Below are 21567 nucleotides of genomic sequence, written 5' to 3' on the forward strand. Positions count from 1 at the left end.
CGCTGCGCTGCTCCCCGCGCATGCGGGGATGACCCCTCATCGAAGTGGGAGCCGGCCGCTTGAATCGGCTGCCCGCGCATGCGGGGATGACCCCTTGCACCGAAGGCGGGGCACCACCTGCCGCATGCTGCTCCCCGCGCATGCGGGGATGACCCCGGTTCACCCTGGTCCAGGCAACGGGAGCGCGTCTGCTCCCCGCGCATGCGGGGATGACCCCGCGATCCCGCCCGCCTCCACTTCACCGATCCGCCGCTGGGGACGCTGCTGCAGCGGCTGGTGGCGGAGTACGCCGGTCCCGGGCCCAGCGGACGCGCTGTACGCGCAGTAGCCGGTGCGGACCGCTGCGGCGGTGATGCTGCGCGTCGCGGGCGAAGGCGGCGTGAATCCGGTCCGTGAGGGTGGACTGTCGCCCCGTCGTCTGGCCCAGGTAGTGGACTTCATCCACACCAACCTGTCCCAGCGGGTCACGCCGGAGTATCTGGCTGCTGTGGCGGGGGCGAGTGAGTCCCACTTCACCCGTGTCTTCAGGTCTCGACGGGGCAGTCCCCGCACCAGTACGTGATGCAGCGCCGCCTCGAACCCGCACGGCGTGAGCTCGTACGCACCAGCAGGCCGATCGCGGAAATCGCGACGGAGGCGGGGTTCGCCGACCAGAGCCATCTGACGCTGATGACGCAGGGGGCCACGCCCCAGATACTGCGGGACGGCAACGGCGGGCGCTGAGGGGCCGCGGGATGTTGTGAGCGGTTTGTTCCACCGGTGATCGGATCGTTCAAGATGCACACTCTTCCCGGGGTGATCCACTTTGCGGTGGTATGGCCTCCGGTGTCCGCCGGGGTCGTGCCGTCCCCATTCGGCACACTGCAGGAGGCCGTCATGGTCAGCACCCCTGACAAGACACTCAACGGCAAGGTCGCCTTCGTCGGCGGCGCGTCCCGCAACCTCGGCGGGCTGATCAGCACCACGCTCGGTGCGGAGGGCGCCCTGGTCGCGGTGCACTACAACAGCGACTCCTCCCGAGCCAAGGCAGAGGATGTCGTCGAGCAGATCAACAAGGGCCCGGGCGAGGCGTTCGCGATCCAGGGTGACCTGACGAAGGTCGCCGAGGTGGAGCGGGTCTTCGACGAGGTCCTGAACAGGTTCGGGAAGCTCGACTACAGCATCAACACTGCCGGCATGGTGCTGAAGAAGGCGCTGACCGAGATTACGGAGGAGGAATACGACCGGATGTTCGCGGTCAACTCCAAAGCCGCCTTCTTCGTGATGCGGGAAGCAGCCAGTCGTCCGCGATGAACGGCGACCTCACCAAGGTCGAGGACATCGTGCCGTGGATCCGGCACCTGCTGACCGACGGCTGGTGGGTCAACGGCCAAACCCTCTTCCTCAACGGCGGCTACACCACCCGCTGACCAGCGCCGGCCCGGCGGGCGCTGGTCATCAGCCACCCGCCGGGCCGTCCGCGGCCCTGCTCACAGCCCCATCCGTTCGGAGGCAACCCCGTGACCGCCCAGCTCACCGACCCTGCCGTGGCCGCGCTCGTCCCTGCCCTCAACACCGGACCGGCGGCAAAGACGCCTTCTTCGCCGCTCTCACCCCAGGCGCCACCCGGGCCCGGACCAGGCCGCCCCGGCGCGACGGGAGAGCGGCGGTGGTGTTCTCACGGGCCTTGGGGGCGCTCATGAAGCGGGAGCGCCTCGACGAGCGGAACTTCAGGGCCTGCGCTGACCCGATCCGGTCAAGGCTGCTGCGGGGTTTGTCGGGGTCGTAGAAGGGCCGGCCCGACGGCTTGCCCGGGCGCAGAGAGAGGGATGGGGAGGGGTGACGGACCACGGCCTTCGCCTGGAGCACTCCGTGACGGAGAAAGGCATCAGGTGAAGGTCGCGTTCAACACCCGCCCTCGCTGGACGGACGTCTCACATGTTCCGGGTCTCGGTGTACGAGTCCGCGACCGTGACCTTCGCCCAGGTGTTGGTGACGCGGCAGTTCCGGGTCTGGTGCGTGACGAACACCTGGTATTCCCGCTTCTTGATACCGATCTTGTAGTTCACGCGCTTGCGGGCGGGCACCTCGATCATCACGGTCTTGCCCTTCGCGATGGCGGCGCTGGCTTCGACGGACACTCCGAGCTTGGAGCTGATCTCCGCCGCGGCCAGGTTGAGCGTGCCTCCGATCTCGCCGCTGACGGTGCCCGTCAGGCTGGCGCTTATCTGCCCGGTGACGCTCTCGCGCGTGGTGGCGGCGCTGTCGCGGTTGTCGATGACCCCCGACGCGACCACCTTGTGCCACGTGGACGAGATCTCCGTGTACTTGCGCTTGTAGACGTCGTCACAGATCTCGGCTGCGGACGCGGGCGTTGCCGACAGTCACGCTGGCGGGCGAGATCGACCACTACAGTGCCGGCCCGCTGCGCACCGCCCTCAGCCGCGCCGCGAGCGACGGTTACCAGGGCTTGGTCCTGGACACGTCCGGCGTCGCTCGCCGACTCGGCGCTCCCGCGGGCGCTGGACATCTGGACCCGGACGGGGCACCGTCGCCTCCGGATGGTGAACCCCTCCCGGGCAGGTCCGCCGCCTCCTCGCCGTGGTGCCGTCGGCGCTCCCGCCGCGCGGCCTCCCTCTCCCCCCGCGGCCGCCGGACAGGCGGCCCTCCCACGGTCCGCCGTCCCCGAGACCACCGCGAGAAGCAGTGCACCGTTGACCTCGATGCCATGAGGACTGCCCTCCGGACCGCCCCGCGAGGGAGCGGCCCGGAGGGCAGTCAGATGATCGGGCGGGGTGGCTTCAGGCCGTTACGGGGCCACCTTCAGGAGCTTGTTCACCGTGCCCGTTGAGGGGTTGGTCACCGCGCCGGTGGTCGCCGACGCGTTGAGGGCCGCCGCCGTCTGCGCCGGAGTCGCGGACGGGTGCGCGGCGAGGTAGACCGCCGCGGCGCCGACCACGTGCGGGGTGGCCATGGAGGTGCCGGAGATGGTCTTGGTGCCGGTGTCACTGTCGTTCCAGGCGGACGTGATGTCCGAGCCCGGGGCGTACAGGTCCACCACGGAGCCGAAGTTGGAGAAGGAGGACTGCGCGTCGTCGATGGTGCTCGACGCCACGGTGATCGCTTCCCGGACACGGGCCGGCGAGCCCTGCCCGGCGTCGGCCGACTCGTTGCCCGCCGCGACGGCGAAGGTGACGCCCGACCCGATCGCCCGGCGCACCGCCTCGTCGAGCGCCTCGTCCGCGCCGCCGCCAAGACTCATGTTGGCGACGGAGGGGCCGGAGTGGTTCTTGGCGACCCAGTCGATACCGGCGACGACCTGCTCGGTGGTGCCCGAACCGTTGTCGTCCAGCACCCGCACCGCGACCAGCTTCGCCTTCTTGGCGACGCCGTGCGAGGCGCCCCCGATGGTGCCGGCGACGTGCGTGCCGTGGCCGTTGCCGTCGTCGGCGCTGTTGTCGTTGTCGACGGCGTCGAAGCCGTGCGTGGCGCGGCCCCCGAAGTCCTTGTGGGTCACGCGTATGCCGGTGTCGATGACGTACGCGGTCACCCCCTCTCCGGCGTTGTCCGGGTAGGTGTACTTCTTGTCACCGGTCTTCGCGACCTGGTCGATCCGGTCCAGCCCCCATGAAGGCGGGTTGTCCTGGGTGGCGTTGATGGTGAACTTCTTGTTCTGTACGACCTTGCCGACGGCCGGGTCCGCGGCGAGCCGCTTGGCCTCCGTCTCGCTCAGGCCCGAGGCCGAGAATCCGTTGACCCCGGAGGTGTAGGTGCGTTGCAGTTCGCCTCCGTACTTGTGGGCCAGTTGCTGCCGGTCCGCGGAGCCGTCGAGGATGACGACGTAGCTGCCGCTGATCGCGCCGGGCGCGCCGAGTCCGTACACCGTGCCTTCGGCCGGCGTCGCCGCCCCCGCCAAAGGGGCGCCGAGCAGGGCCACGGCGGCCGCCGTGGCGGCTCCCGCCGTCACTGCTGCATAGCGAAAACGGCGCGAACGCTTGTGAGTTGCCATGTGGAGGGTTCTCCTCGTGTTGACGTGTGGGGCGTCAAACCTTCTGCAGAACCCTGTGCTGATTGACAGGCGCAAATCAAGGTGGCCAAGCCATCCAACGGTTATTCAACAAGGTTTCTTAAAACACCCCACGCATCGCCTTCACTACGCACACACGTTCCTCCGAACTTCTGCACGAATACGGCACGTTCACGGGTGTGATGCGTACGGCTCCCTTGCGGCCCCGCTCAACTCGCGCCGAAGGCATCCGAGTTCTGCTGCCCGGCTCGCGGACAAGCGCGCCTCGCGTCCCCTCGTGTCGAAACCCCGCGCGGTGGCCGCCTCATCCGGCGATCCGGTTCAGCTCTTCACCGATCGCCTCACGCAGCGGGTCATACCGCGGTCCGGGGGCGTACCTCTCGTCGCTCCGGTTCACGCCCGGCGGCGGCAGCCGGGGGTGCTCCCGGGGATCGGCGGTGTCCACTACCTGCTCCCAGGCCGTGGCGGCGCTCCTCCAGGCCGCGAAGGCTCCCTCGGCACCGGGGCGGCGCCCGCAGGCCGTCCCGCGATGCGCCCTCGCCCATCTCCTCGGCGACGTGCAGCAGTACCCGCCCGCGAGGAGCCGGCCCATGGCGGTCCAGCGGGCGATCCGCTTCAGGTCCGAGCCGCTCATCCGCTGGTTCGAGCGGTCCTGCAGGGTCACGTAGGCGGCCCGGGAGAGCCCGATCGCTGTCGCCGGCGAGACGACCGGTGACGGCGCCGGGCGCATCACCGGGGGAGGCCTCGACCGGTTCCACCGGCAGGCCGCCCGGGAAGTCCGCCAGATCGTGGTCGGCAGCACGGCTCGCCGTCCGCGCGGAGACCGAAGCCTGGTCGAGCGCGCCCCTGGCCTGCCGGAACGCGGCTACAGCCCCGGGATGCCCGACCCCCTGGGAAAGCCGGTGAACCACGTGCCCGGCCGCCGCCCAGGCGACCTCCGCATACCGCAGAGCCAGTTCCTACCGTCGGCCATCACCGCGAACCGCGCGGCGAAGAAGGCCGCGCCGGCCGTGATGTCGCCGAGCCCAGCAGGACCATTTGACGCTCGGGTCGTACATCCCGGGCAGGGGTCCGGCGAGCATCTCCAGGACCAGGCCGTGGGCGGTGAGGCGGTCGGCGAGCGCGGTGAGTTCGACAGCATCGCGGCCGAGGCGCTTCATCGCGTAGACGGTGAAGATGACGCGGCAGTGGGGGGCGTGGGCTTTGATGTCGCGGGCGGCGGGGAGGGCGGCTTCGAACTGGGGGCGGACCCGGATGCGGGTGCTGATCTTCTCGCTGAAGACCTTCTCCTGGGGGTGCCGTACTTGGCGAGAGCGTCGAGCTGGGAGTCGAGTTCCTGGCCGAGAGTCGAGCAGCGGGCGTAGCCGATACGGATGTCCGCAGCCGGGGTGTCCGGGTCGAGGGGTGCCCCGGCGGGGTGCCGGGCCGCCAGGGCTGGACGGAGCCGCGGCCCGGCCGGGGTCTGGACCCGCAGCGGTTTCCCGCGTTTCCGCATCCTGCGCGCCGCCGCGAACATGCAGCCGCTGTGGGCGGCGCACGAGCCCGCCATGGACGAGCTACGTTGCCCTTCCTCGGCGAGGAACGGGGAGGGGGCCAGCACCCGTTCGGCGTCCTGCACGCGTTCGGCGTCCTGCACGCGGCTGGTGCGGTGCTTGCGGCAGGCAGCGACTGGTTCGTCTCGAGTCCGGGCCCCTGGCACGGCATCCACGTAGCCGTCAACCGGCAGGTGTGGGCCGAGGGACTCGGGGAGCCGGACCTGCGCCCCCCGGTTCCTGCCCGAGCAGCGGCTCGCCCTGACCGACACCCTCGCCGCGTACACGGCGGGCTCGGCCTGGTGAACCGCCAGGACCAGGCCGGAGTGATCGCCGCCGGCCGGCTCGCCGACCTCGCGGTCCTGGATCGCGCCCCCTTCGCCAACGCCCCCACCGACCTGCACGCGGTCCGCACGGTGGAGACGTACGTCGGCGGTGTACGGGTCCACAGCGCCGAATAGGGCGCCCCGGCCGAGCACACGGAGCCGCAACGTCGTACGGTCTGCCCGGACTGGAGGTCCGGGCAGACCGTCACGCGCTCATCGGCGGATTCCGGCTCAGCAGCCGCCGCAGTTGTAGAACGTCACGTCCCAGTGGTTTCCCTCATCGGCGTAGATGTTGCCGGCGCCGGACTTCCACTGCGGGGCGCCGTCACCGCGCACCCCGATGTAGGTGAACGTGTTCTTGATGTAGGTCCCGACGCACGTGTACTTGCTGAAGTCGAGCTTGTAGCCGTTCCAGTGCGAGTACGTGCCGCCGGCGTGCCCGGTCTCGGTACCACCGGTGATGTTCAGGGCGCAGCCACTGGCGCTCTTGAGGGTCTGGGCGCCCTGCGCGGTGGCGAGGTTGAGCTGCTCGAAGGAGGTACAGGCCGGGTTGTTGCGGTTGGAGCAGCCGCCGGAGGAGGACCAGGTGATCCCGGAGCTGCGGAACATCGAGGTCGCGGTGGCGTGGCTGATCTTGGTGGCCGCGTGGGCGTCGGTCGCGCCGCCGACGACGCCCACGCCTGGGGCGAAGAGCGCGCCGAGGACGAGTGCGAGGACGGTGACCACCACGCGAAGGGCGTTTCCTCGGGGGTGGCCGGAGGTCGTGGCGTCGGCCTGGGGACGGAGGAGTGACTGCGGAGGCTTCATGTGCTTCTCTCCTGGTGCGGATTCCGGCGGATGGGTGCGGAGGTGGCGGGCGTCGACCGCGGTGTCTACCCGCGTCGACTCCCGAGCGCGGAAGGCTCCGTGCGTGGCCCGGGGGAGATCACACGGCGGATCGGGAGGCCGGCGGTGAGCCGCCGGAGTGGCCCGTGGCCGTGGGGTGGCAGCTGTGGGAGACCGGCACCGAGACGCTGTGGTGAAGGAGAACGAGGCCGGGGCGTTGGCCGCCGCCCACCGGGACGGGTGCGCCCTGCTGCTGCGCTGACAGCTGCCACAGCCGGACAGGTAGCTGCCCGCGCCCACGCCGGAGGACGGGGAGTCGCCGAGAGCGACGTACCGCTCCCCGGCTTCCGCGGCGGCGGAGGCGGGCTGGGCAAGGCCGATGCTCGTGGCCGCGGGGGTCAGCAGGACAGGTTGGACCCGCCTTAGCGTGCGCATGACAGGTGCCCACCCCCTGACGTCGTGTGGGGAACAGGAGTTAGTGAAGCGTCATACTTGTAGCAGTGATCGACGCCTGCAGATAGACATGGGACGTGGCTGGTTTCCGTGCGCTTCGCGGGGTGACGATGCCCCACCCTCCTGCGCGGGCCGCCCCGCCTCCCGGAGAGCCTGCCGGATGGGAGCGGACGACCCGCAGCAGCCGGAACCCGGACTGTCTCGCACAGCGCCCTCGGTCAGGGCGCAGGGCGGGTGCGAACGCGGATGCCGCGGCACCGCTGCAGCGGAACACACCGTCGTCATCGCAGAACCAGAGGTCGAAGGAGACGAGGTCAATCCGGTGACCTCGCCGCCCGGCAGCATGATCTGGACCGGGGGAGGGGAGAAGTCGCTATCCGCACCCCGGGGAGGGCAGCTGGCGGAAATGCCGCTCCAAGCCGAGCCCCAGCAAGGCGAGGGGTGCAGCTAGGTCGTCTCTTTCGGATCTCGCCGGCTAAGCCACGTTGTCCGGTGCCGTGCATCGCAAGGCGGCGCGGCTCCCGATTACTGGACGTCCTCGGCTGCCGCGACAACGCGGCGAGGTGCGGTACCGGGCGGCGCGGGTCAGGGGGCACCTCCCAGCGGTGGCTGGAGACGACCCGGACGCGGGACAGCTACCCGTCGGCGAAGTGGGGGCGCTCCCGCGCGCGTTGCGCCTTCTCCTCGAGGAGCCGGCGGAAGCCTGCCGGGCCGTAGCGCTCCCCGGTGGCCGCTTGGGCCCTGGGATGCCGGCCACGGTGGCCGTGCACGGTTGGCGCCGGGGGCTGCCAGCCGGTACACAGGACCCGCAGCTGGGGCGACTTGGAGAACGCGATGGTGAGCATCGGCCGTGAGCTGGCTGCCTCTTGCCACGTCCTCAGCGATCAGCCCCGCCGCCGTTCAGCAGCAGCTCCGCCAGGGCCGTGCGCATGTGGCGCACGGAGCGGCCCGTGCGGGTGGTGGTGAGGAGACCCGCGGCGCGCAGGGCCGAGGCGTGGGCGGAGGCCGTCGCGTTGCTGACGCCGATACGGCGTGCCAGCTCCGTGGTCGTCCGCGCTCCGTCCAAGGAGCACAGGACCGCGAGCCGGGTGCTCCCGAGGACTCCCGCCAGAGCGTCGCCCCGGACGCCGCTCTCGTCCGGGGCGAGCGGCAGTCCCGGGGCGGCGGGGTAGGCGAGCGCCACCGGACGATCGGGCAAGTCCTGGACGAGCGGGCCGCATCGCCAGTGGAACGTCGGCCGCAGGATCAGCCCACGCCCACCGAGCCGGACCTCCCGCACCCCGGGTCCGCCCGGCTGCGGCCATTCCCACACTCCGTCGTGCAGCCGTGACCCCGGGGACAGGCGGGTCAGAGCGGCGCCCAGGCCCCGTTCGGCGACGGCCAAGGCATGGCGAGTGAATTCCGCCCGATGAAGGTCCTGGACCCGCGGCCACACCGGGGCGAGTACCGCCTCGTAGGCCGCTCGATGGGCCCTGCCGAGCGTCCGCCAGGCCCCGGCGTCCCCGCCGTGCAGGGCGCGGATCCAAGGCGGGGCCGACCGTCGCGCGTACACCTGCTCGATCCCGGCCCGTACGAGCTCCGGGCGGGTTGCCCTGATCAGGGCGAACCCCTCCTCCGGCGTGTCTCCGAGAACGTCGAGGAAAGCGGGGGCCACCCCGTCAGGCACCAGGTCCGCGAGCGGCTCGACCGCACCTGGCAGGATCCGCAGCAGTCGGTGCCGCCAGTGCCTGAACAGCAGCTCCTCATGCGGGGCGGCCAGCATCATCAGGGCCGCATGCAGCTCGGGCACGGGCGAGGGCCGCGGCGCGAACCGCACCGCGGCAAAATCGTCCGCCGAGAAATGGATCCGGATCACGCACGTGCCCCCGCTCCGCGCCAGCTTTTCGGACCTGGCCGCAAGCTTCGCCTGGGCACAGGGCCCGCCGCCAGGATGCCTTCCATGATCTCTTCCTTCTCACCCGGTCGCCGTTCCCTGTCCAAGGGCGCCCTTGCTGGGGCAGCCGCCCTGCTGCTCGGCGCCGCCCCGGCCTTCGCCGCCACCCGCGACGCCGCGACGCCCCTGCGTCTGCATCTGCCGACGCCCAGCGGGCCCTACCACGTCGGCGCCAAGACGCTCTACCTCGTCGACTCCTCCCGCAACGACCCGTGGGAGCCCCGCATCGGCGTACGCGAACTCATGGTCACCGTCTTGCGGCCGGCCGTCCCCGGACGCGGCTTCCCGCGCGCTCCCCAGCTGACCCCGGCTGCCGCCAAGGAATTCACCCAATACGGTCCCTGGATCCACCCGGAGCTCCCCACGGCCGGAGTCGACTGGGCGGCCACCCTCACCCATGCCAGAGTCGGCGCCCCACCCCTGCCCGGCCGACGCCCCGTGCTGCTCTACAGCCCCGGTGGCGGCGACGCCCGCACGATGGGGAGCGTTCTCGCGGTGGACCTCGCCTCATACGGCTGGACGGTCGTCACCGTCGACCACCCCGGGGACGCGAGCGAGGTCGAGTTCCCCCACGAGCGGCCGGGCCGCAAACGCGTCCGGACCACCGCGCTGCTGGGCACGCCCGACGCGACTACCTTCCGCACCATGATCGATACCCGGGTCGCCGACCTCCGCTTCGTCCTCGACTCGCTCGGCCTGGAGCACGTTGGCGTCTACGGGCATTCCGCCGGCGGCACGGCGGCCGCACAGGCGCTCCACGAGGACCGGCGGATCACCGCCGCCGTGAACCTGGAGGGCTACCTAGACCAGATGGACGGCGAACTCCTGCCCGTGGCGCGCCAGGGGACGGACCGTCCACTGCTCCTGGCTGGCACCGACGGCTTCCGCAACGTCCGGCTGGACCGGTCCTGGGCAGCACTCCTCGCTCACGCGGGCCCCGCCACCCGGCAGCAGCTCAACGACACCCAGCACTGGGTCTTCACCGACTATGCGGCCCTCGTACCCCAACTCCACAGCGCCAGCTTGACGACCGCCGCCGGGCGCGCCGCCATGGTCGGCCGGGCTGATCCGCGCGTCACCGTGCCCGCCGTTCGCGCTCTGGTCCGATCATTCTTCGCCCGTCACCTGTCGAGGTGAGGGCCGCTCCGTCTGACACGTCGGGACGGGGCATGACCCGGATACGCCAGAACTGCTCGCCGGACACCTGCCCGGGATGTACGACCCCAGGGGACCCGGACGCCTGCTGTTCGCGTTCTTCGCAGCGACGGCGGAGACCGAGCGCGAGAACATCCGGGAGCCCACCCTCGAAGGGCTCGACGCCGCGGCTCGCGAGGGCAAGCACGGCGGCCGGCCGTCATCACCGAGGGCATGCAGCGGCGGCGTCAACGACAATTGCGTTGTGGCGTGCCCGCAGTTGGGGCACGCCCTTATCCGCGACTCCAAGCGCAGTGGAGACCCTGCAGCCCCGATCATCGGCTTCTCTTCCGCTGCCTGGTCGGCGTTCGCCGCGCACACCGGCCGGGGCCGCTGGTCGCGGGTTGGTGCGCGTCCTCCCCGCACCCACCGGGGTGGGCACGCACCTTCAACCAGCTGGTCCCGGAGCACTGACATGCGTCAGCCGCCGTCCGAGCTCCGGACGGCGGCTCATGACGCCCGGCCGTGGTTCCCGGCAGCGGCTACTCGGTGACGAACGTGTCCTGGTACGTGGGGCGCTTGCCCGCGTTCGGGCTGGTCGCTGTGGCCTGCTCCCGGTACGCCGCCGAATCTGCCTAATTCGGCTCGCGTGTTGTCCTCGCTCTCATGAGGAGGACACCGACGCCGACCAGCTTGCGTACGGCACCGACAGACGCCTCGCTTCACGCCGCCGTACGCCCGCCGCGCCGACGCCGAGGCGCGGCGGCCAGGATGACCCACAGCCATCGGCCGTCGTCCCCGGTGTCCGTGCCGACGGAGTCGACGGTGGTCAGTGCCGCCACCGTGCTCAGGGCGGTCTCGTCCGGCGGCCCGGCCACGTGGCTCAGTACGGCCACGAGGACCTTCTCCTCCTGCTCCTCCTGGTCGCCGAGGTGCAGGCTGACCCGCTTCCCGCCGTCCGTGACAGCGGCCGCGACGAGCAGCCGGACGGCCGCCTCGAGATCGGCTTCGTCCAGGGCCGGGTAGCCCCACCCTCGCAAGGCCTCCGCCGTCGGCCGCCCATTCGTCGGCCGTGAAGGTGAGCGCGGCCGTGCGCCGGTTCCGGACGACCATGCGCGGCTGGCGTACCGCGACCTCCGTCTTGAGCTTCTTCGTCGCGGGCTGCGGGCGCGGGGGCTCGACCAGATTCTTCTGCGGCGGCGGTGACTTCGGGGGTAGGACGGAGGCAGCTTCGGACCCTAGGCCTCGGGACTGGTCAACTCGGCCTCGTCGCGGTGGGACACACCATCCTGGCAGGCTTCTTCCACCCAGGGGGACGTACCATCCCGCCTACCCACGACCGAGGCGCTGGCGCCGCATCTGCGTCGTCCCACCCGCACCACCGGACTGGATCACCGCCACCCGCACCGTGGACCTGCCCCGCCTACAGACCTCCGCCACCGGTCTGGAGAAGGACTGGAACGCCGTCGTCCAGGCCTGAGCACCTTCTGGAACTCGGTCCCCGTCGAAGGCCGCGTCAACCACATCAAGAACAATACCCCTACGCCACGCCGCACAGCAGAACGGAGCCGCCCTCTGCTCGGCCGCAACGCTCAGCCTCCACTGTCAGAAACGGATCCTTTTGTCCAGCCTGGCAAGCTGCGCGAAGCGGGGAGTCGTCGCAGCTCAGAGCGCCTGAGGTACCGGCCGTGTGTCAGTGGTCCGTGGCAGACTCGAAACCATGATGCCCAGGTCGAGATTCACACCGCTCCCGAACGAACAGTGGGAGCGCATCGAGCCCCTTCTCCCGCCGGCCGAGAGCCGTACGGGGCGAGCGGCCGGGGGCCTCGACGTGACCGTGGGCGGGCGTTGAGATGGCCGACTTCAAGGATGAACTGTCTCCGGAGCTCATCGGGCGTCTCGCGGGTGACCTCGCGGGTGCCTCGGCCTCGTTCGACCGGACGTCGTTCGAGCAGCTCGCATGTACCGGTATCGGTGAGCTGGAGCTGAAGGCCCGTATCGACTGGATCGCCCGTGCCCTCGCGGCGACAATGCCGACGTCCCCCGAGGAAACCGACCGGGTGATCCGTGGCGCCCTCGACAGCGGGGGCCTCACGGGATGGGCTTCCATGCCCGTCAACGCCTACGTTGCCTCGGAGCTGCTGGACCGGCCCGATGTCGCGCTGCCGCTGCTGGCCGCGCTTACTTCCCGCTACACCGCCGAGTTCGCTATCCGCCCGTTCGTCGAAGCCCACTACGAGGTCACGATGGACCAGCTCAGGGCGTGGACCACCGACCCGGACGAACACGTTCGGCGGCTCGTCTCGGAGGGCACGCGCCCACGGCTGCCCTGGGCATCGCAGATCTCGCGGTTCGTCGCCGACCCCGCTCCCTCGCTGGCGCTCCTGGAGCCTCTCGTCAACGACGAGTCCCTTTACGTGCGCCGTTCCGTGGCGAACCACCTCAACGACATCAGCAAGGACCACCCCGACCTCGTCCTCGTCACCGCCCGGCGATGGTTGCGCGGCAGCACGCAGGGCGATTTCGTCGTACGCCACGGCTTGCGGACACTCGTCAAGCGAGGACACCCGGAGGCTCTCGCGGTTCTCGGGTTCGATCACCATGCTCCGATCGAGATCACGGACCTCGCCTGCTCGCCCTCCACCATCTCCATCGGGGAAGCGACCACCGTCACCTTCACCCTGCACGCCACCGACGCGACGAGAGCGGCGATCGACTACATAGTCCACTACCAAGGGGTTCGCGGCCCCAAAGCGGGCAAGGTGTTCAAGTTGACCGCCCGGGACCTCCCCGCGGGCCAGGCGGTCCCCTTCTCGCGCCGGCACCGGTTCGAGAGCCTCTCGGTCCGCACGATCCACCCCGGTCCGCACCGCATCGAGGTCCAGGCCAACGGTCGCGTCCTCGGCGCGACCGAGGTCCACATCACCGCCGCCGAGACATCGCAGGGCCCAGCCTGAGCCTGCTGGATGATGGTGTTGCGGGAGACACCGAGGAGCTTCGCGATCGAGGTAACGCTGTTCTCCGGGCGGGCGAGCAAGTGGCGGGAGCGCCAGGCGCTCCATGCCTTGCAGTCGTTGCGGCTTCCGGCAAGCGACCGGCCGACTACGACGACCTGCGGGTGTCGGCGTTGATGACGATCTGGCGGCTGGTGGAGTACCGGTATGGGGTCGGCCGCCGCATGATGATGAACGGCGAACCTAGCGGAAATCGTCCGCGTGCTCTTCCGCCCACGAGCGGAACGTGCGCGCCAGCGCTCCGGTGATCTCTTCCACCGTGGAGGTGATCAAGTCGGATTCGGGCCGCGTCTCCGCGCTGGCCAACAGGGCCTCGACGAGAGCGGGTGGCCGGCCGTCGGCGAGCATCTGCTCTCGTGCGGCCTGTAGGGGAACCCTCTCGAAGCGCGTCGTGCGGCCGATCACTTCCCCGATCGTGTGCACCTGCTCGGCTCTGCCCAGTACCTGCGGGCCGGTCAGGACATGTTTGAAACCTACATGCCCGTCATCGGTCAGCGCATGCACCGCCACGCCGCGACATCGCGCTCGTGGATCACCGCCGTGGCGGCGATGTCGGGACCGCGAACGACGTTCGTGGTGCGGATCTGCTCGGCCCACCCTCGCGCGTTGGAGGCGATGGTGTTCGACCGCAGGACGGTCCACTCCCGGCCGGACTTTTCGATCAGGCGCTCCATGTCGGCGTGGAGCTGGTTGATCGGGTCGGTCTGCCGTTCGGTGTCCTCGTTCACACCCGACGACGAGAGATAGACGATGCGGCGGGCATGTCGTGCAATCGCTTCCAGTACGGCAGGGGCGCCCTCTGTCGTAAGGAATGGCCAGATCAGGAACACTGTCTCGCTACCGGTCAGTGCCCCCTCCAGCGTGTCCGGCTCGGACAGGTCCCCACCCACGACCTCGACTCCTTCCGGTAGCTCGGCCGATTCGGGATCACGCGCCAATGCACGTACAGCGGTGCCTGCGGCCAGGAGCTGAGCAACAACTTCTCGGCCGACATTGCCCGTCGCGCCCGTCACAAGAATCTCACTCATGATCAGGTCAGCCTCGGCCGTGCTCGGAGTATTCCGTCCTGCCCGCCCGTGCTCGAAGGCGAGGGGCGGGCACGGCTGTCGAGGCGTCAACGACTACCGTCACCCTTCGGCGTCACCGATCACGCCACCGAGCCGTTCGATTGACCAGACCCGGTCGAGGGGCGGGCGGCAGGGCTCTGGGGCGCTCCCCGGCGCCGCCGACCACGCCCACATGCGGCCCGCCCCGCCCAGTGGAATAGTGGGAAGCCGAGGGAGGCCGCCCCTGGGGGCGTGGGTGATCACAGACCTCCACGTGTCGCGAGCAACTCCGTCTCCTTGCGCCGAGGCCGAAGACGCCGCATTACCCGTCGGCTCCGAGGCCTGCCGATCAGAGGTGAGCTCCCTGACAGGACACGTTCACCGCCGACACTCCTCCGCGAGGCGCGACCTACTCGAGCGAAGCGACTGCCTTCAGTCGAAGGAAGGGACATCTCATGCGAAGGAAGACCCTCTCCACCGCGGTCGTGGCCGCTGTGGCGTTCAGCGGGTGGACCGCCGTCACCGTGACGACGGCCGGAGCAGCGGAACGGGCCGCACCCGGCGCCACCTGCTTCCTCTCGGAAGGCCCGAACAACACGTTCGGCGTGTCGGGCGAAGGGTTCAGATCCGGCGAGCGCGTCACCGTAAAGAACTCACAGGGCACCACCGTGCGCACGACCACAGCCATCACAGGAGGCTTCTTCGAGGTCACCGGGCTGCCGAACGACACCTACAGCGCCGCAGGACGTCGGGCCAAGGCGATCTGCCCGAAGTGGGTGTCGGACGAGGAGGCCGCGATCAAGTGCACCGTGACCAAGGGCCCTGGAACGACCTACGGCGTGTCCGGCAGGGGATTCCCGGTGGCGGAGACGGTCACGTTGAAGAACTCCTCCGGCGCCGTCGTGAACACCACCCAAACCATCCAGGACGGGTTCTTCGAGTTCACCGGCGTCCCCAACGACACGTACACCGTGACCTCGAAGTTCGCGAAGGTGACCTGCGCCAAGGCCGCCGAGTAGCGGCACCCGCCCCCGCCCCACGATCGGCCGACCAGGGCACGAGACGGGCACCCGCCGATACGGTCCTCGACTGGTGCCCCCGCCGGTGAATCGGCTCGGACTCCTCCGCCGTCATTCCCGGCCTGCCGTCGGCACCGACCTGCTTCTGCCAGCGGATCCGGCGAGACCGACGTCGGCGTCATCAAGGACTTCCCGCTCGGCCGGTGGGTGCACCAGCAGGGCAAAGCCCTGCGCGCCGGCGAACTCGAGGACCGGCGCAAGGAACTGCTGGACGCGCCGGAGGCCGGGGCGGTCTGGGGCGAGGAAGCGTGGGAGGACAAGCTCGCCGCACTTCGCTCCTACCACCGCGCCACCGGGCATCTCGCGCCCCGCCAGGACGCCTTCTGGGGCGAGGACGGTGAGACGATGGCCAACCTCCGGCGCAAGGGCGCGAAGAACGGTCTCGGGAAGAACGAGGACACCGCGAAGACCCGAGCCGCACAGCTCGCCGCGATCGACAAGGACTGGAACTGCCCCTGGCCGCTCGACTGGCAGCGGCACTACCGCGTGCTGGCCGACCTGGTCGACGCCGACGGCGCCCTGCCCGACATCGCACCCGGCGTCCTCTTCGACGGCGACGACCTGCGCAAGTGGCTGGCACGGCAGAAGCAGCCCAGCACCTGGGCGCAGCTCTCGGCCGAGCAGCAGGAACGGCTGACTACGCTCGGCATCAAGCCGCTTGAGGCGCCCTCTCCCGCCCCTGCGGACGGTCGTACGGCGAAGAGTCCGATCCAGGCACAGCAGGCATCCAGCGCGGCCTGAAGGCCCTCACGCAGTGGATCGCGCGGGAAGGCGCGGACCGGCCGGTCCCGAGGGCCCACGGCGAGGAGATCACGGTCGAGGGCGAGGCGGAGCCGGTCGTTGTGAAGCTGGGCGTATGGGTCTCCAACACCAAAGCCCGCCGCCACAAACTCACCACCGACCAACTCGCCCCGCTCGCGAAGCTGGGCGTCGAGCGGGCAGAGTAGACAGTCACACCCTGGCCCGTCACCGGCGATGGCGACCGTTCGGTGACCGCGGCTACGACACGACGAGTACCGACGTGTGATTCGCACCCGCGGCATCACGCCGAAGATCGCCCGGAAGGGCGCCGCCCACTGCTCGGGCCTCGGCAAGACCAGATGGTCGTCGAGCGAACCTTCGTTGGGCTCCACCCATTCACAGGCCTCCGGATCGGCTACGAGATCCCAGCTGACCTCCACCTCGGGCTGCTCCACCTCGCCTGCAGCATCATCTGCTTGCGACGCCTCCGGACGTCGTTCTGAAGCGATCGGTCATAGGTTGACGCGCGGGCGGCAAGAACCAGGGGAATGGTGGTCAGGACCGGTGGTGTGATCCGGGCGTCGGCGAGGGGGGCGAGGAGCAGCGCAAGTCCGAGGTAGAAGGCGGTGTTCCGGCCGATGGCCACGGCCACGCGGGCGGCCCCCGCGAAATGACCGAGGACGGCCATGGCCAGGGTAAGGACTGCACATACGCCGGCGAGGAAGGTATCCCAGCGGTGGACTGCCCGCACGGCCACGGTTTCCGTGGCGTTCCGGGCGCGGCCGGTGAAGGCGAGCCAGATCACGGCGGGGATGACGGTGATCAGCGCGGCGAGAAGGAAGTTTCCGGCCCCGCCGACCATCGCAGGGACGGGGATGCGACTTTGCCCGAACGCCAGGCCCGCGCCGGCCGTCACAACCGTGACGGCAGCGAGCGCAGGGACGCTGCGGGATGCGGCCCACCAGTTCACCGACCCGCTCCTTCAGGGTTCAGGGTCGGCTTCTTCTCGCATCCGGTGAGCGCGGCCCGGTTCACCTCGTACCAGGCGTGCTGACGGGCGGAGGACAGCGTGAGGATCTGCTGGGCGAGTTTCGCGTCGTCGGGAGAGACACGGCCCTGGGCCGGCGCCGGGGGTGCTTGGGTGGCGATGGCCGTCAGCCATCCAGTGATAACCGCATGGTGCGACCCCACCCGCTGCACCCCCGGTGCCAGGGGGATTTCCGCGGCAAGAGGCAGTACATCGCCCGCAGCCAGCACTCCAAGACACCGTTGACGGGCCGGACCCAGGCGCCGTGGAAATCGCACAATTCGGGAGACGGAAGAATGAGATCATTGGAACTGGTCCGCATCGAAGCCGGGCTGCACGACTGGGCTGCGATGACGTGCGGCTGCTCATGGGGGCCGAACCGGTATTCGGCGGAGCACATTCCCCAGGAGCTCATCAGGCTGCTGGAAGGCAACCCGGAGGATCTGGGCACCGACTGGGCGGAAAACCACGCCCGCATCCAGTCGAACCTGATGGATCCGGCCGTCGCCACCGCCTCCCTGGCCCTGGCCGCTCTCGCAGGGCGCCCGCCCGTCGGAGTCCGCAAGGACCTCCTGTACATCCTGGGCGTCCTGTCGGCAGGCGAGCAGGACGACGTAGCCGAGACCTGCCTGAACGTGGCCCGGCAAGGCGCCTGGCTCTACTACGAGGAGCTGGCGGCGTTCGAGATGGTGGGCGCCTCGGCGGAGGCGTACGAGCTACTGTCCTGCATGGACGAGCAGGCCGAACGCCTCGCGGCCTACCACCGCATATACCGCGACAGGCTTCCCCATGACCTGAGGTGACCGGCACAAGCCGCAGCGGCACGCCGGCGGCATGCATGCCGACGCGACAAGCTCGCCGCCGACCAGCACCGCCCTCGCGAAACTGGGCGTCGACTGGGCGTGACACGCCACCTCGCACATCGTTGAGCTGTGAGGTCAGCGGAGTGAAGGGCCCTGGGACGTCGTGACCCCCGGGGCCCTCGTCTTGCCTCCTGGCACTGGACGGCGGTGTAACACGGGCTGCAACACAGCTCCCCTTTGATGGCTGTGGGACCCTGTCTGTGAAGGTCACGGGAGCGGCGGTCCACCCGCAGCAGTGCCGTCAGTCGTCCCCGGCGAGGATCAGATCGGCCGCGTGGTGCGGGCAGGCTGGGGTGTGCCAGGTCACCGACAGAAACTCCCCTCGACGCTGAGAGTCCGCGCTCCACCAGTGGCCGCAGTAGCCCGGCAAAAGCCGCAGAAGACGACCTTCAAGGGAAACAAGTCTGCCGAAGGGCGGGTCGTGTCGTCGGCTCCAACGTCTGCTCCTGCGGTGCCAGCACGGGCGAGACCCCTCACCTACCCACCCATGCTCCCAAGCAGCCGCAGGCGTTTAGGGCGAAACCGTGGAAAACCCCGGCAACAGCGAGAGCACTCCCGCCCGTCAGACCATGGCAAGGCCCCGGGACGGGGGAGTCCCGGGGCCAGTCGCGGCACCGCAAGGGGGGAGCGGTTCGTGCATCTGACGCGACGGTATGGATAAACGATTCAGCAATAGCCAGGTTACGGCCGCATCCAACCAACGCGCGCCATCGCGGCCGGTAGGCCAGCCGCAGGAGGGCTGCATCCCTTCCCCGGACCCGGGCACGTCGGCCACGGGGACGTCCAGGCGCAGCCGTACTCAGCGTCGGGCCGCCGGTGACGGCGGGGTGGCGGCGCCGTTCAGGCAGTGGTCGAGGAGCGCCTGCATGCGGGGGACGGGCAGGGACGGGTTGGCGGCAGCGCCCTCTGCGGTGCGGGGGTCGGCGAGGAGGGCCTCCAGGGCCTCCGGTGCCAGGCCCGGGTTGGAGGCCGCTGCCCGGCACACCGACTCGTCGGGGTCTTCCAACGGGGGTTCGGGCAGGGTGGGATCGGCTGCGGCCAGGGCGCGTACCTCGGGGTCCGGGTGGCCGATGAGGTGGGTAAGGCCGGTGCGGGGGATCGCGGGGAGGGTCAGCAGGTGCGGACGGTGGGCGGGGCGGGTGACGAAGACGTCCAGGAGGAGCGTCGGCGGGGCCAGGGGGTGGTGGCAGGCAACCCGGATCCGTACCTCCTCGTCGTCGTCCCGCGCGAGCGTTTCGACGAGTTCTGCGGGCAGGCCCGGCCAGCTCGCCGCAACCCGGCGCAGCACCGGCTCCTCGGACGCCGCACAGGCGGCGAACCAATCGGGGGACGGCTCGGTGTCAAGCTCGGCGGCCGGGCAGGTGCAGTCCGGACCGTGTCCGATGACCCCGTGGATGGCCCAGTACTCGGCCCAGGTGCGGGGGAAGGGGTGGAGGCGTGCGCGCATCCGCACGCCCTCGTCCGGGTCCTCCCTCAGCTCGGTGACCAGGTCTGGCCCCACGTCCGGCCTGGCGGCGACCATCTCGCGGACCTTCGCCTCGGGGTGGCGGGCGAGCCGGGCGACGGCGTAGGCGGGGGTGTGGCGGTTCCAGGTCAGGGGGTACACCGTACCGTCCGCGAAGCACTGCTCGACGAGCGCGGGGGACAGGACGCACGTGCCGAGCACGAACAGCTTGCCGTGCGAACCGATGGACGGCAGCTTGGCCTCCACCGCTTCCGGGTCCAGCTCCCAGATGCTTTCCTGCGCCGCTTCCCGTACGGCGGGGTCGGGGTCGTCGAGCAGGGCCTCCCGCTGCGCAGGGGTGAGCGACTGCCACCTCCAGGTGGCGCGTACGCGGAGCTCGGGGTGCTCGTGCCCGGCCATGGAGCGGTGGAATGACAGCGGGGTCTGCCGTGAGGCGCTGAGCTCCTGGGTGATCTCGTGTTCGGTGAGCATGCCGTCCTCGCCCCCGTCCTTGGCGGTCAGGAGGGTGACGAGGATGCCGTCCGGCAGTGGTCGGACCCGTCGGGGCCGGGGGCGGGGGCCGCCGGCGAGCCGATAGCGGACGATCCCGGACGGGTCCGTGGACAAGGGGGCGAGTCGCGCGGGGTCGACGTGCCGGTTGAGGGCGAGCGCGCCGCGGATCTTCCCGGCGGGGTGGCGGAGCGCTGCGTCGATGACGGCGTCGGGCAGGTCGCGGCCCTCGCACATCATCGGGCCCACCTCGCCGGCGGCTCGATCCATCAGGCGTATCAGTACGTCGGAGGGCGCCGCCGGATTGAAAGCGATGCCGCGCAGCCACAGTTCACGGAGAGAGTCAGACACCGCGTCATCCTGCCACCCCATCCCTTGCCCGTCGTGCAGACGGTGACCGCCGCGGTGCGCAGGCAGGGGATCACACAACATCAGTGTCGAGTCAAGGAACCGGGCGTTGCTGAAACTCGGCTACATCGTTTCCCTTGCCCACGCCCGGCGTCGCCGCGTTGCGGTTGCGCCGCCGAGCGGTGACGGCGCCACGGTGATCTGGGGTACCGGTTGCCTCGCTGCCGACAGTCTCCGTGCGTTCCGCCTGGGCTCTTGCAAAGACAACGGAGACCAGACGACGTGGACGGTTGACGACCGCACCACCCAGTTCGAGAGCCTCCAGCTCTCGAACAACGCTTACGCGACCCTGAGCGTTTGCCTCACCGACCTGAAGGCCGAAAGCCATGTGACGCTCGAAGAGTGCGACAGCGCCGATGCCCGCCAGAGGTGGAATGTCCGGCCGTTCTAGACCGTGCCCGAGGAAGAACTGAGCGGCATCCCCGCGCAAGCGGTTTCCCTGACTTCGCGGGGATGCGCCGGCTTCGGCATCGTCGAGCCTGGCTTGTTGGTCAGGAGAGGCGCAGACGATGTCGCCGAGTTTCACCAACACTCGTGGCTTGACTCGGGACGGGTACCGTGCGTTCCGGTGGTGGGGGTGGCCGTAGAGCCCGGCGGCACGCCGCGTACGGTCGGCGTATGCACGATGAGCAGGATCAGGATCCACGCAAGGGCAAGCCCGCGCTGGGGCAGGCCGCCGCGCCTGCTGACCTCACCGATGGGGCTGTGGCGTCCGATGCTGTGCTTTTCGTGTGCGCGACGTGTGGAGTCCCCTTGACGGAACCGCTTACCCGGCTGCCCGCAGTTCCCGAGCCTCCGTTCTTCGCATGGTGGGACGCGGACGAGCCGGGCCCGTCGCCGGCAACCGTGCCGCCAAGCTGCTACGCCATCGAGACGCAGCCCTACGGTGCGCCCTTGGTCGCCACCGACGTCCCCGGGGAGGCGATGCCGCGCCGCGGGGCGAAGGCTGACGTGCACGGGCGATGGCTGGTGTCGCAAGGTCCGCGAGGCAACATCGTCATCAACCCGGACGACGCGCGCGGCCTGGCACTGCAGCATGCTTCCCCCGCCTGCTGCGGAGCGACCCCAGACGGTGGAATGAACCAGCTGTGCGCCTGCGGAACCCTCGTCGGGACCCTCTGCTCCGACTGCTGTCTGCCGTACGAACTCCACCTCTCAGCCGACCACGTCCGCGCCGTCCACCCCTAAAACAGGTCTGGGCTGCTGTTACTTCTCCGCCACCAGGC

20 protein-coding genes, 4 pseudogenes and 1 CRISPR repeat array (1 of these 25 only partly in view) are annotated in these 21567 nt (G+C 70.1%); of the genes and pseudogenes, 12 read left to right on the forward strand and 12 right to left on the reverse strand.

The window, feature by feature from the left end; all coding sequences use genetic code 11:
* Positions 1-217: a CRISPR direct-repeat array (repeat unit 30 nt; unit sequence GCTGCTCCCCGCGCATGCGGGGATGACCCC) (it extends 543 nt beyond the left edge of the window).
* Between the two features lie 314 nt (positions 218-531).
* Both ACZ4WZ_RS15280 and ACZ4WZ_RS15285 read left to right on the forward strand, forming a co-directional pair.
* Positions 532-723, forward strand: a pseudogene (locus ACZ4WZ_RS15280) (helix-turn-helix domain-containing protein); the annotation flags it as partial.
* Between the two features lie 153 nt (positions 724-876).
* A pseudogene (locus ACZ4WZ_RS15285) lies at positions 877-1409 on the forward strand (SDR family NAD(P)-dependent oxidoreductase).
* Positions 1410-1913: 504 nt separating this feature from the next.
* On the opposite strand, the gene ACZ4WZ_RS15290 reads toward ACZ4WZ_RS15285, so the two are convergent.
* The 4 genes from ACZ4WZ_RS15290 to ACZ4WZ_RS15305 all read right to left on the reverse strand — a co-directional run bounded on the left by ACZ4WZ_RS15290 (position 1914) and on the right by ACZ4WZ_RS15305 (position 5544).
* The gene (locus ACZ4WZ_RS15290) at positions 1914-2276 is read right to left on the reverse strand and encodes a hypothetical protein (RefSeq protein ID WP_467890017.1); all 363 of its coding nucleotides are present in this window, start codon (positions 2274-2276) and stop codon (positions 1914-1916) included.
* Between the two features lie 512 nt (positions 2277-2788).
* Positions 2789-3988 (reverse strand): S8 family peptidase, encoded by a 1200-nt coding sequence (locus ACZ4WZ_RS15295; protein ID WP_467890020.1) that lies wholly within the window; start codon positions 3986-3988, stop codon positions 2789-2791.
* A 322-nt stretch (positions 3989-4310) separates the two neighbouring features.
* On the reverse strand, positions 4311-4670 hold the full coding sequence (locus tag ACZ4WZ_RS15300) for a hypothetical protein (RefSeq protein WP_467890022.1): 360 nt from the start codon (positions 4668-4670) through the stop codon (positions 4311-4313).
* 295 nt (positions 4671-4965) lie between these two features.
* Positions 4966-5544: a recombinase family protein gene (locus ACZ4WZ_RS15305; RefSeq protein WP_467890024.1), complete on the reverse strand. Its 579-nt coding sequence runs from the start codon at positions 5542-5544 to the stop codon at positions 4966-4968.
* Here ACZ4WZ_RS15305 and ACZ4WZ_RS15310 point away from each other — a divergent pair.
* Entirely contained in the window at positions 5532-5999 is a 468-nt protein-coding gene (locus ACZ4WZ_RS15310) for an amidohydrolase family protein (RefSeq protein ID WP_467890026.1), read from the forward strand. The genes ACZ4WZ_RS15305 and ACZ4WZ_RS15310 overlap by 13 nt on opposite strands.
* Before the next feature lie 96 nt (positions 6000-6095).
* Here ACZ4WZ_RS15310 and ACZ4WZ_RS15315 read toward each other — a convergent pair whose 3' ends face one another.
* On the reverse strand, positions 6096-6671 hold the full coding sequence (locus ACZ4WZ_RS15315) for a hypothetical protein (RefSeq protein WP_467890029.1): 576 nt from the start codon (positions 6669-6671) through the stop codon (positions 6096-6098).
* A 1348-nt stretch (positions 6672-8019) separates the two neighbouring features.
* Positions 8020-8931, reverse strand: coding sequence for an ArsR/SmtB family transcription factor (locus ACZ4WZ_RS15320; protein ID WP_467890031.1), 912 nt, complete (start codon positions 8929-8931; stop codon positions 8020-8022).
* 150 nt (positions 8932-9081) lie between these two features.
* On the opposite strand from ACZ4WZ_RS15320, the gene ACZ4WZ_RS15325 reads away from it, so the two are divergent.
* Positions 9082-10212 (forward strand): alpha/beta fold hydrolase, encoded by a 1131-nt coding sequence (locus ACZ4WZ_RS15325; RefSeq protein WP_467890034.1) that lies wholly within the window; start codon positions 9082-9084, stop codon positions 10210-10212.
* A gap of 76 nt (positions 10213-10288) precedes the next feature.
* Positions 10289-10762: a DUF397 domain-containing protein gene (locus tag ACZ4WZ_RS15330; protein WP_467890037.1), complete on the forward strand. Its 474-nt coding sequence runs from the start codon at positions 10289-10291 to the stop codon at positions 10760-10762.
* Between the two features lie 169 nt (positions 10763-10931).
* On the opposite strand, the gene ACZ4WZ_RS15335 is transcribed toward ACZ4WZ_RS15330, so the two are convergent.
* Positions 10932-11249, reverse strand: a complete 318-nt coding sequence (locus ACZ4WZ_RS15335; protein ID WP_467890039.1) for a hypothetical protein — start codon at positions 11247-11249, stop codon at positions 10932-10934.
* Between the two features lie 813 nt (positions 11250-12062).
* On the opposite strand from ACZ4WZ_RS15335, the gene ACZ4WZ_RS15340 reads away from it, so the two are divergent.
* A complete protein-coding gene (locus ACZ4WZ_RS15340; protein WP_467890041.1) occupies positions 12063-13166 on the forward strand; it encodes a DNA alkylation repair protein in 1104 nt (367 codons plus the stop codon).
* Between the two features lie 240 nt (positions 13167-13406).
* Here ACZ4WZ_RS15340 and ACZ4WZ_RS15345 read toward each other — a convergent pair whose 3' ends face one another.
* Together ACZ4WZ_RS15345 and ACZ4WZ_RS15350 are read right to left on the reverse strand one after the other, a co-directional pair.
* Entirely contained in the window at positions 13407-13733 is a 327-nt protein-coding gene (locus tag ACZ4WZ_RS15345) for a Rossmann-fold NAD(P)-binding domain-containing protein (protein WP_467890044.1), read from the reverse strand.
* On the reverse strand, positions 13715-14251 hold the full coding sequence (locus ACZ4WZ_RS15350) for an SDR family oxidoreductase (protein WP_467890047.1): 537 nt from the start codon (positions 14249-14251) through the stop codon (positions 13715-13717). The genes ACZ4WZ_RS15345 and ACZ4WZ_RS15350 overlap by 19 nt, the downstream gene beginning before the upstream one ends.
* Before the next feature lie 473 nt (positions 14252-14724).
* On the opposite strand from ACZ4WZ_RS15350, the gene ACZ4WZ_RS15355 reads away from it, so the two are divergent.
* From ACZ4WZ_RS15355 to ACZ4WZ_RS15365, 3 genes and pseudogenes are all read left to right on the forward strand, one after another.
* Positions 14725-15288 carry a hypothetical protein gene (locus ACZ4WZ_RS15355; protein ID WP_467890049.1) on the forward strand — a complete coding sequence of 188 codons (564 nt, stop codon included), beginning with the start codon at positions 14725-14727 and terminating at the stop codon, positions 15286-15288.
* Between the two features lie 162 nt (positions 15289-15450).
* Positions 15451-16295, forward strand: a pseudogene (locus ACZ4WZ_RS15360) (helicase associated domain-containing protein); the annotation flags it as partial.
* 32 nt (positions 16296-16327) lie between these two features.
* Positions 16328-16592, forward strand: a pseudogene (locus tag ACZ4WZ_RS15365) (IS5/IS1182 family transposase); the annotation flags it as partial.
* Here ACZ4WZ_RS15365 and ACZ4WZ_RS15370 read toward each other — a convergent pair.
* On the reverse strand, positions 16505-17059 hold the full coding sequence (locus ACZ4WZ_RS15370) for a hypothetical protein (RefSeq protein WP_467890052.1): 555 nt from the start codon (positions 17057-17059) through the stop codon (positions 16505-16507). The pseudogene ACZ4WZ_RS15365 and the gene ACZ4WZ_RS15370 sit on opposite strands and share 88 nt — an antisense overlap.
* Positions 17056-17394 carry a DUF7224 domain-containing protein gene (locus ACZ4WZ_RS15375; RefSeq protein WP_467890054.1) on the reverse strand — a complete coding sequence of 113 codons (339 nt, stop codon included), beginning with the start codon at positions 17392-17394 and terminating at the stop codon, positions 17056-17058. Before ACZ4WZ_RS15375 ends, ACZ4WZ_RS15370 begins: the two co-directional genes overlap by 4 nt.
* A gap of 18 nt (positions 17395-17412) precedes the next feature.
* Here ACZ4WZ_RS15375 and ACZ4WZ_RS15380 point away from each other — a divergent pair, with 18 nt between their 5' ends.
* Positions 17413-17919 carry a hypothetical protein gene (locus tag ACZ4WZ_RS15380; RefSeq protein WP_467890057.1) on the forward strand — a complete coding sequence of 169 codons (507 nt, stop codon included), beginning with the start codon at positions 17413-17415 and terminating at the stop codon, positions 17917-17919.
* A gap of 859 nt (positions 17920-18778) precedes the next feature.
* Here the strand turns inward: ACZ4WZ_RS15380 and ACZ4WZ_RS15385 are convergent.
* Complete coding sequence (locus ACZ4WZ_RS15385) at positions 18779-20284, reverse strand: hypothetical protein (RefSeq protein ID WP_467890060.1); 1506 nt, start codon at positions 20282-20284, stop codon at positions 18779-18781.
* A 106-nt stretch (positions 20285-20390) separates the two neighbouring features.
* Here ACZ4WZ_RS15385 and ACZ4WZ_RS15390 point away from each other — a divergent pair, with 106 nt between their 5' ends.
* Both ACZ4WZ_RS15390 and ACZ4WZ_RS15395 read left to right on the forward strand, forming a co-directional pair.
* On the forward strand, positions 20391-20732 hold the full coding sequence (locus ACZ4WZ_RS15390; RefSeq protein ID WP_467890063.1) for a hypothetical protein: 342 nt from the start codon (positions 20391-20393) through the stop codon (positions 20730-20732).
* Between the two features lie 227 nt (positions 20733-20959).
* Positions 20960-21529, forward strand: coding sequence for a hypothetical protein (locus ACZ4WZ_RS15395; protein WP_467890065.1), 570 nt, complete (start codon positions 20960-20962; stop codon positions 21527-21529).
* Positions 21530-21567: the final 38 nt, after the last annotated feature.

The organism is Streptomyces sp. NPDC029122, assembly GCF_055569445.1.

What these genes read in the sequence shown, in the direction of transcription:
- ACZ4WZ_RS15295 (WP_467890020.1), bottom strand. Translation starts at nt 3,988, where the DNA reads ATGGCAACTCACAAGCGTTCGCGCCGTTTTCGCTATGCAGCAGTGACG.
- ACZ4WZ_RS15340 (WP_467890041.1), top strand. Translation starts at nt 12,063, where the DNA reads ATGGCCGACTTCAAGGATGAACTGTCTCCGGAGCTCATCGGGCGTCTC.
- ACZ4WZ_RS15395 (WP_467890065.1), top strand. Translation starts at nt 20,960, where the DNA reads ATGCACGATGAGCAGGATCAGGATCCACGCAAGGGCAAGCCCGCGCTG.
- ACZ4WZ_RS15325 (WP_467890034.1), top strand. Translation starts at nt 9,082, where the DNA reads ATGATCTCTTCCTTCTCACCCGGTCGCCGTTCCCTGTCCAAGGGCGCC.
- ACZ4WZ_RS15350 (WP_467890047.1), bottom strand. Translation starts at nt 14,251, where the DNA reads ATGAGTGAGATTCTTGTGACGGGCGCGACGGGCAATGTCGGCCGAGAA.
- ACZ4WZ_RS15330 (WP_467890037.1), top strand. Translation starts at nt 10,289, where the DNA reads ATGTACGACCCCAGGGGACCCGGACGCCTGCTGTTCGCGTTCTTCGCA.
- ACZ4WZ_RS15380 (WP_467890057.1), top strand. Translation starts at nt 17,413, where the DNA reads ATGAGATCATTGGAACTGGTCCGCATCGAAGCCGGGCTGCACGACTGG.
- ACZ4WZ_RS15315 (WP_467890029.1), bottom strand. Translation starts at nt 6,671, where the DNA reads ATGAAGCCTCCGCAGTCACTCCTCCGTCCCCAGGCCGACGCCACGACC.
- ACZ4WZ_RS15355 (WP_467890049.1), top strand. Translation starts at nt 14,725, where the DNA reads ATGCGAAGGAAGACCCTCTCCACCGCGGTCGTGGCCGCTGTGGCGTTC.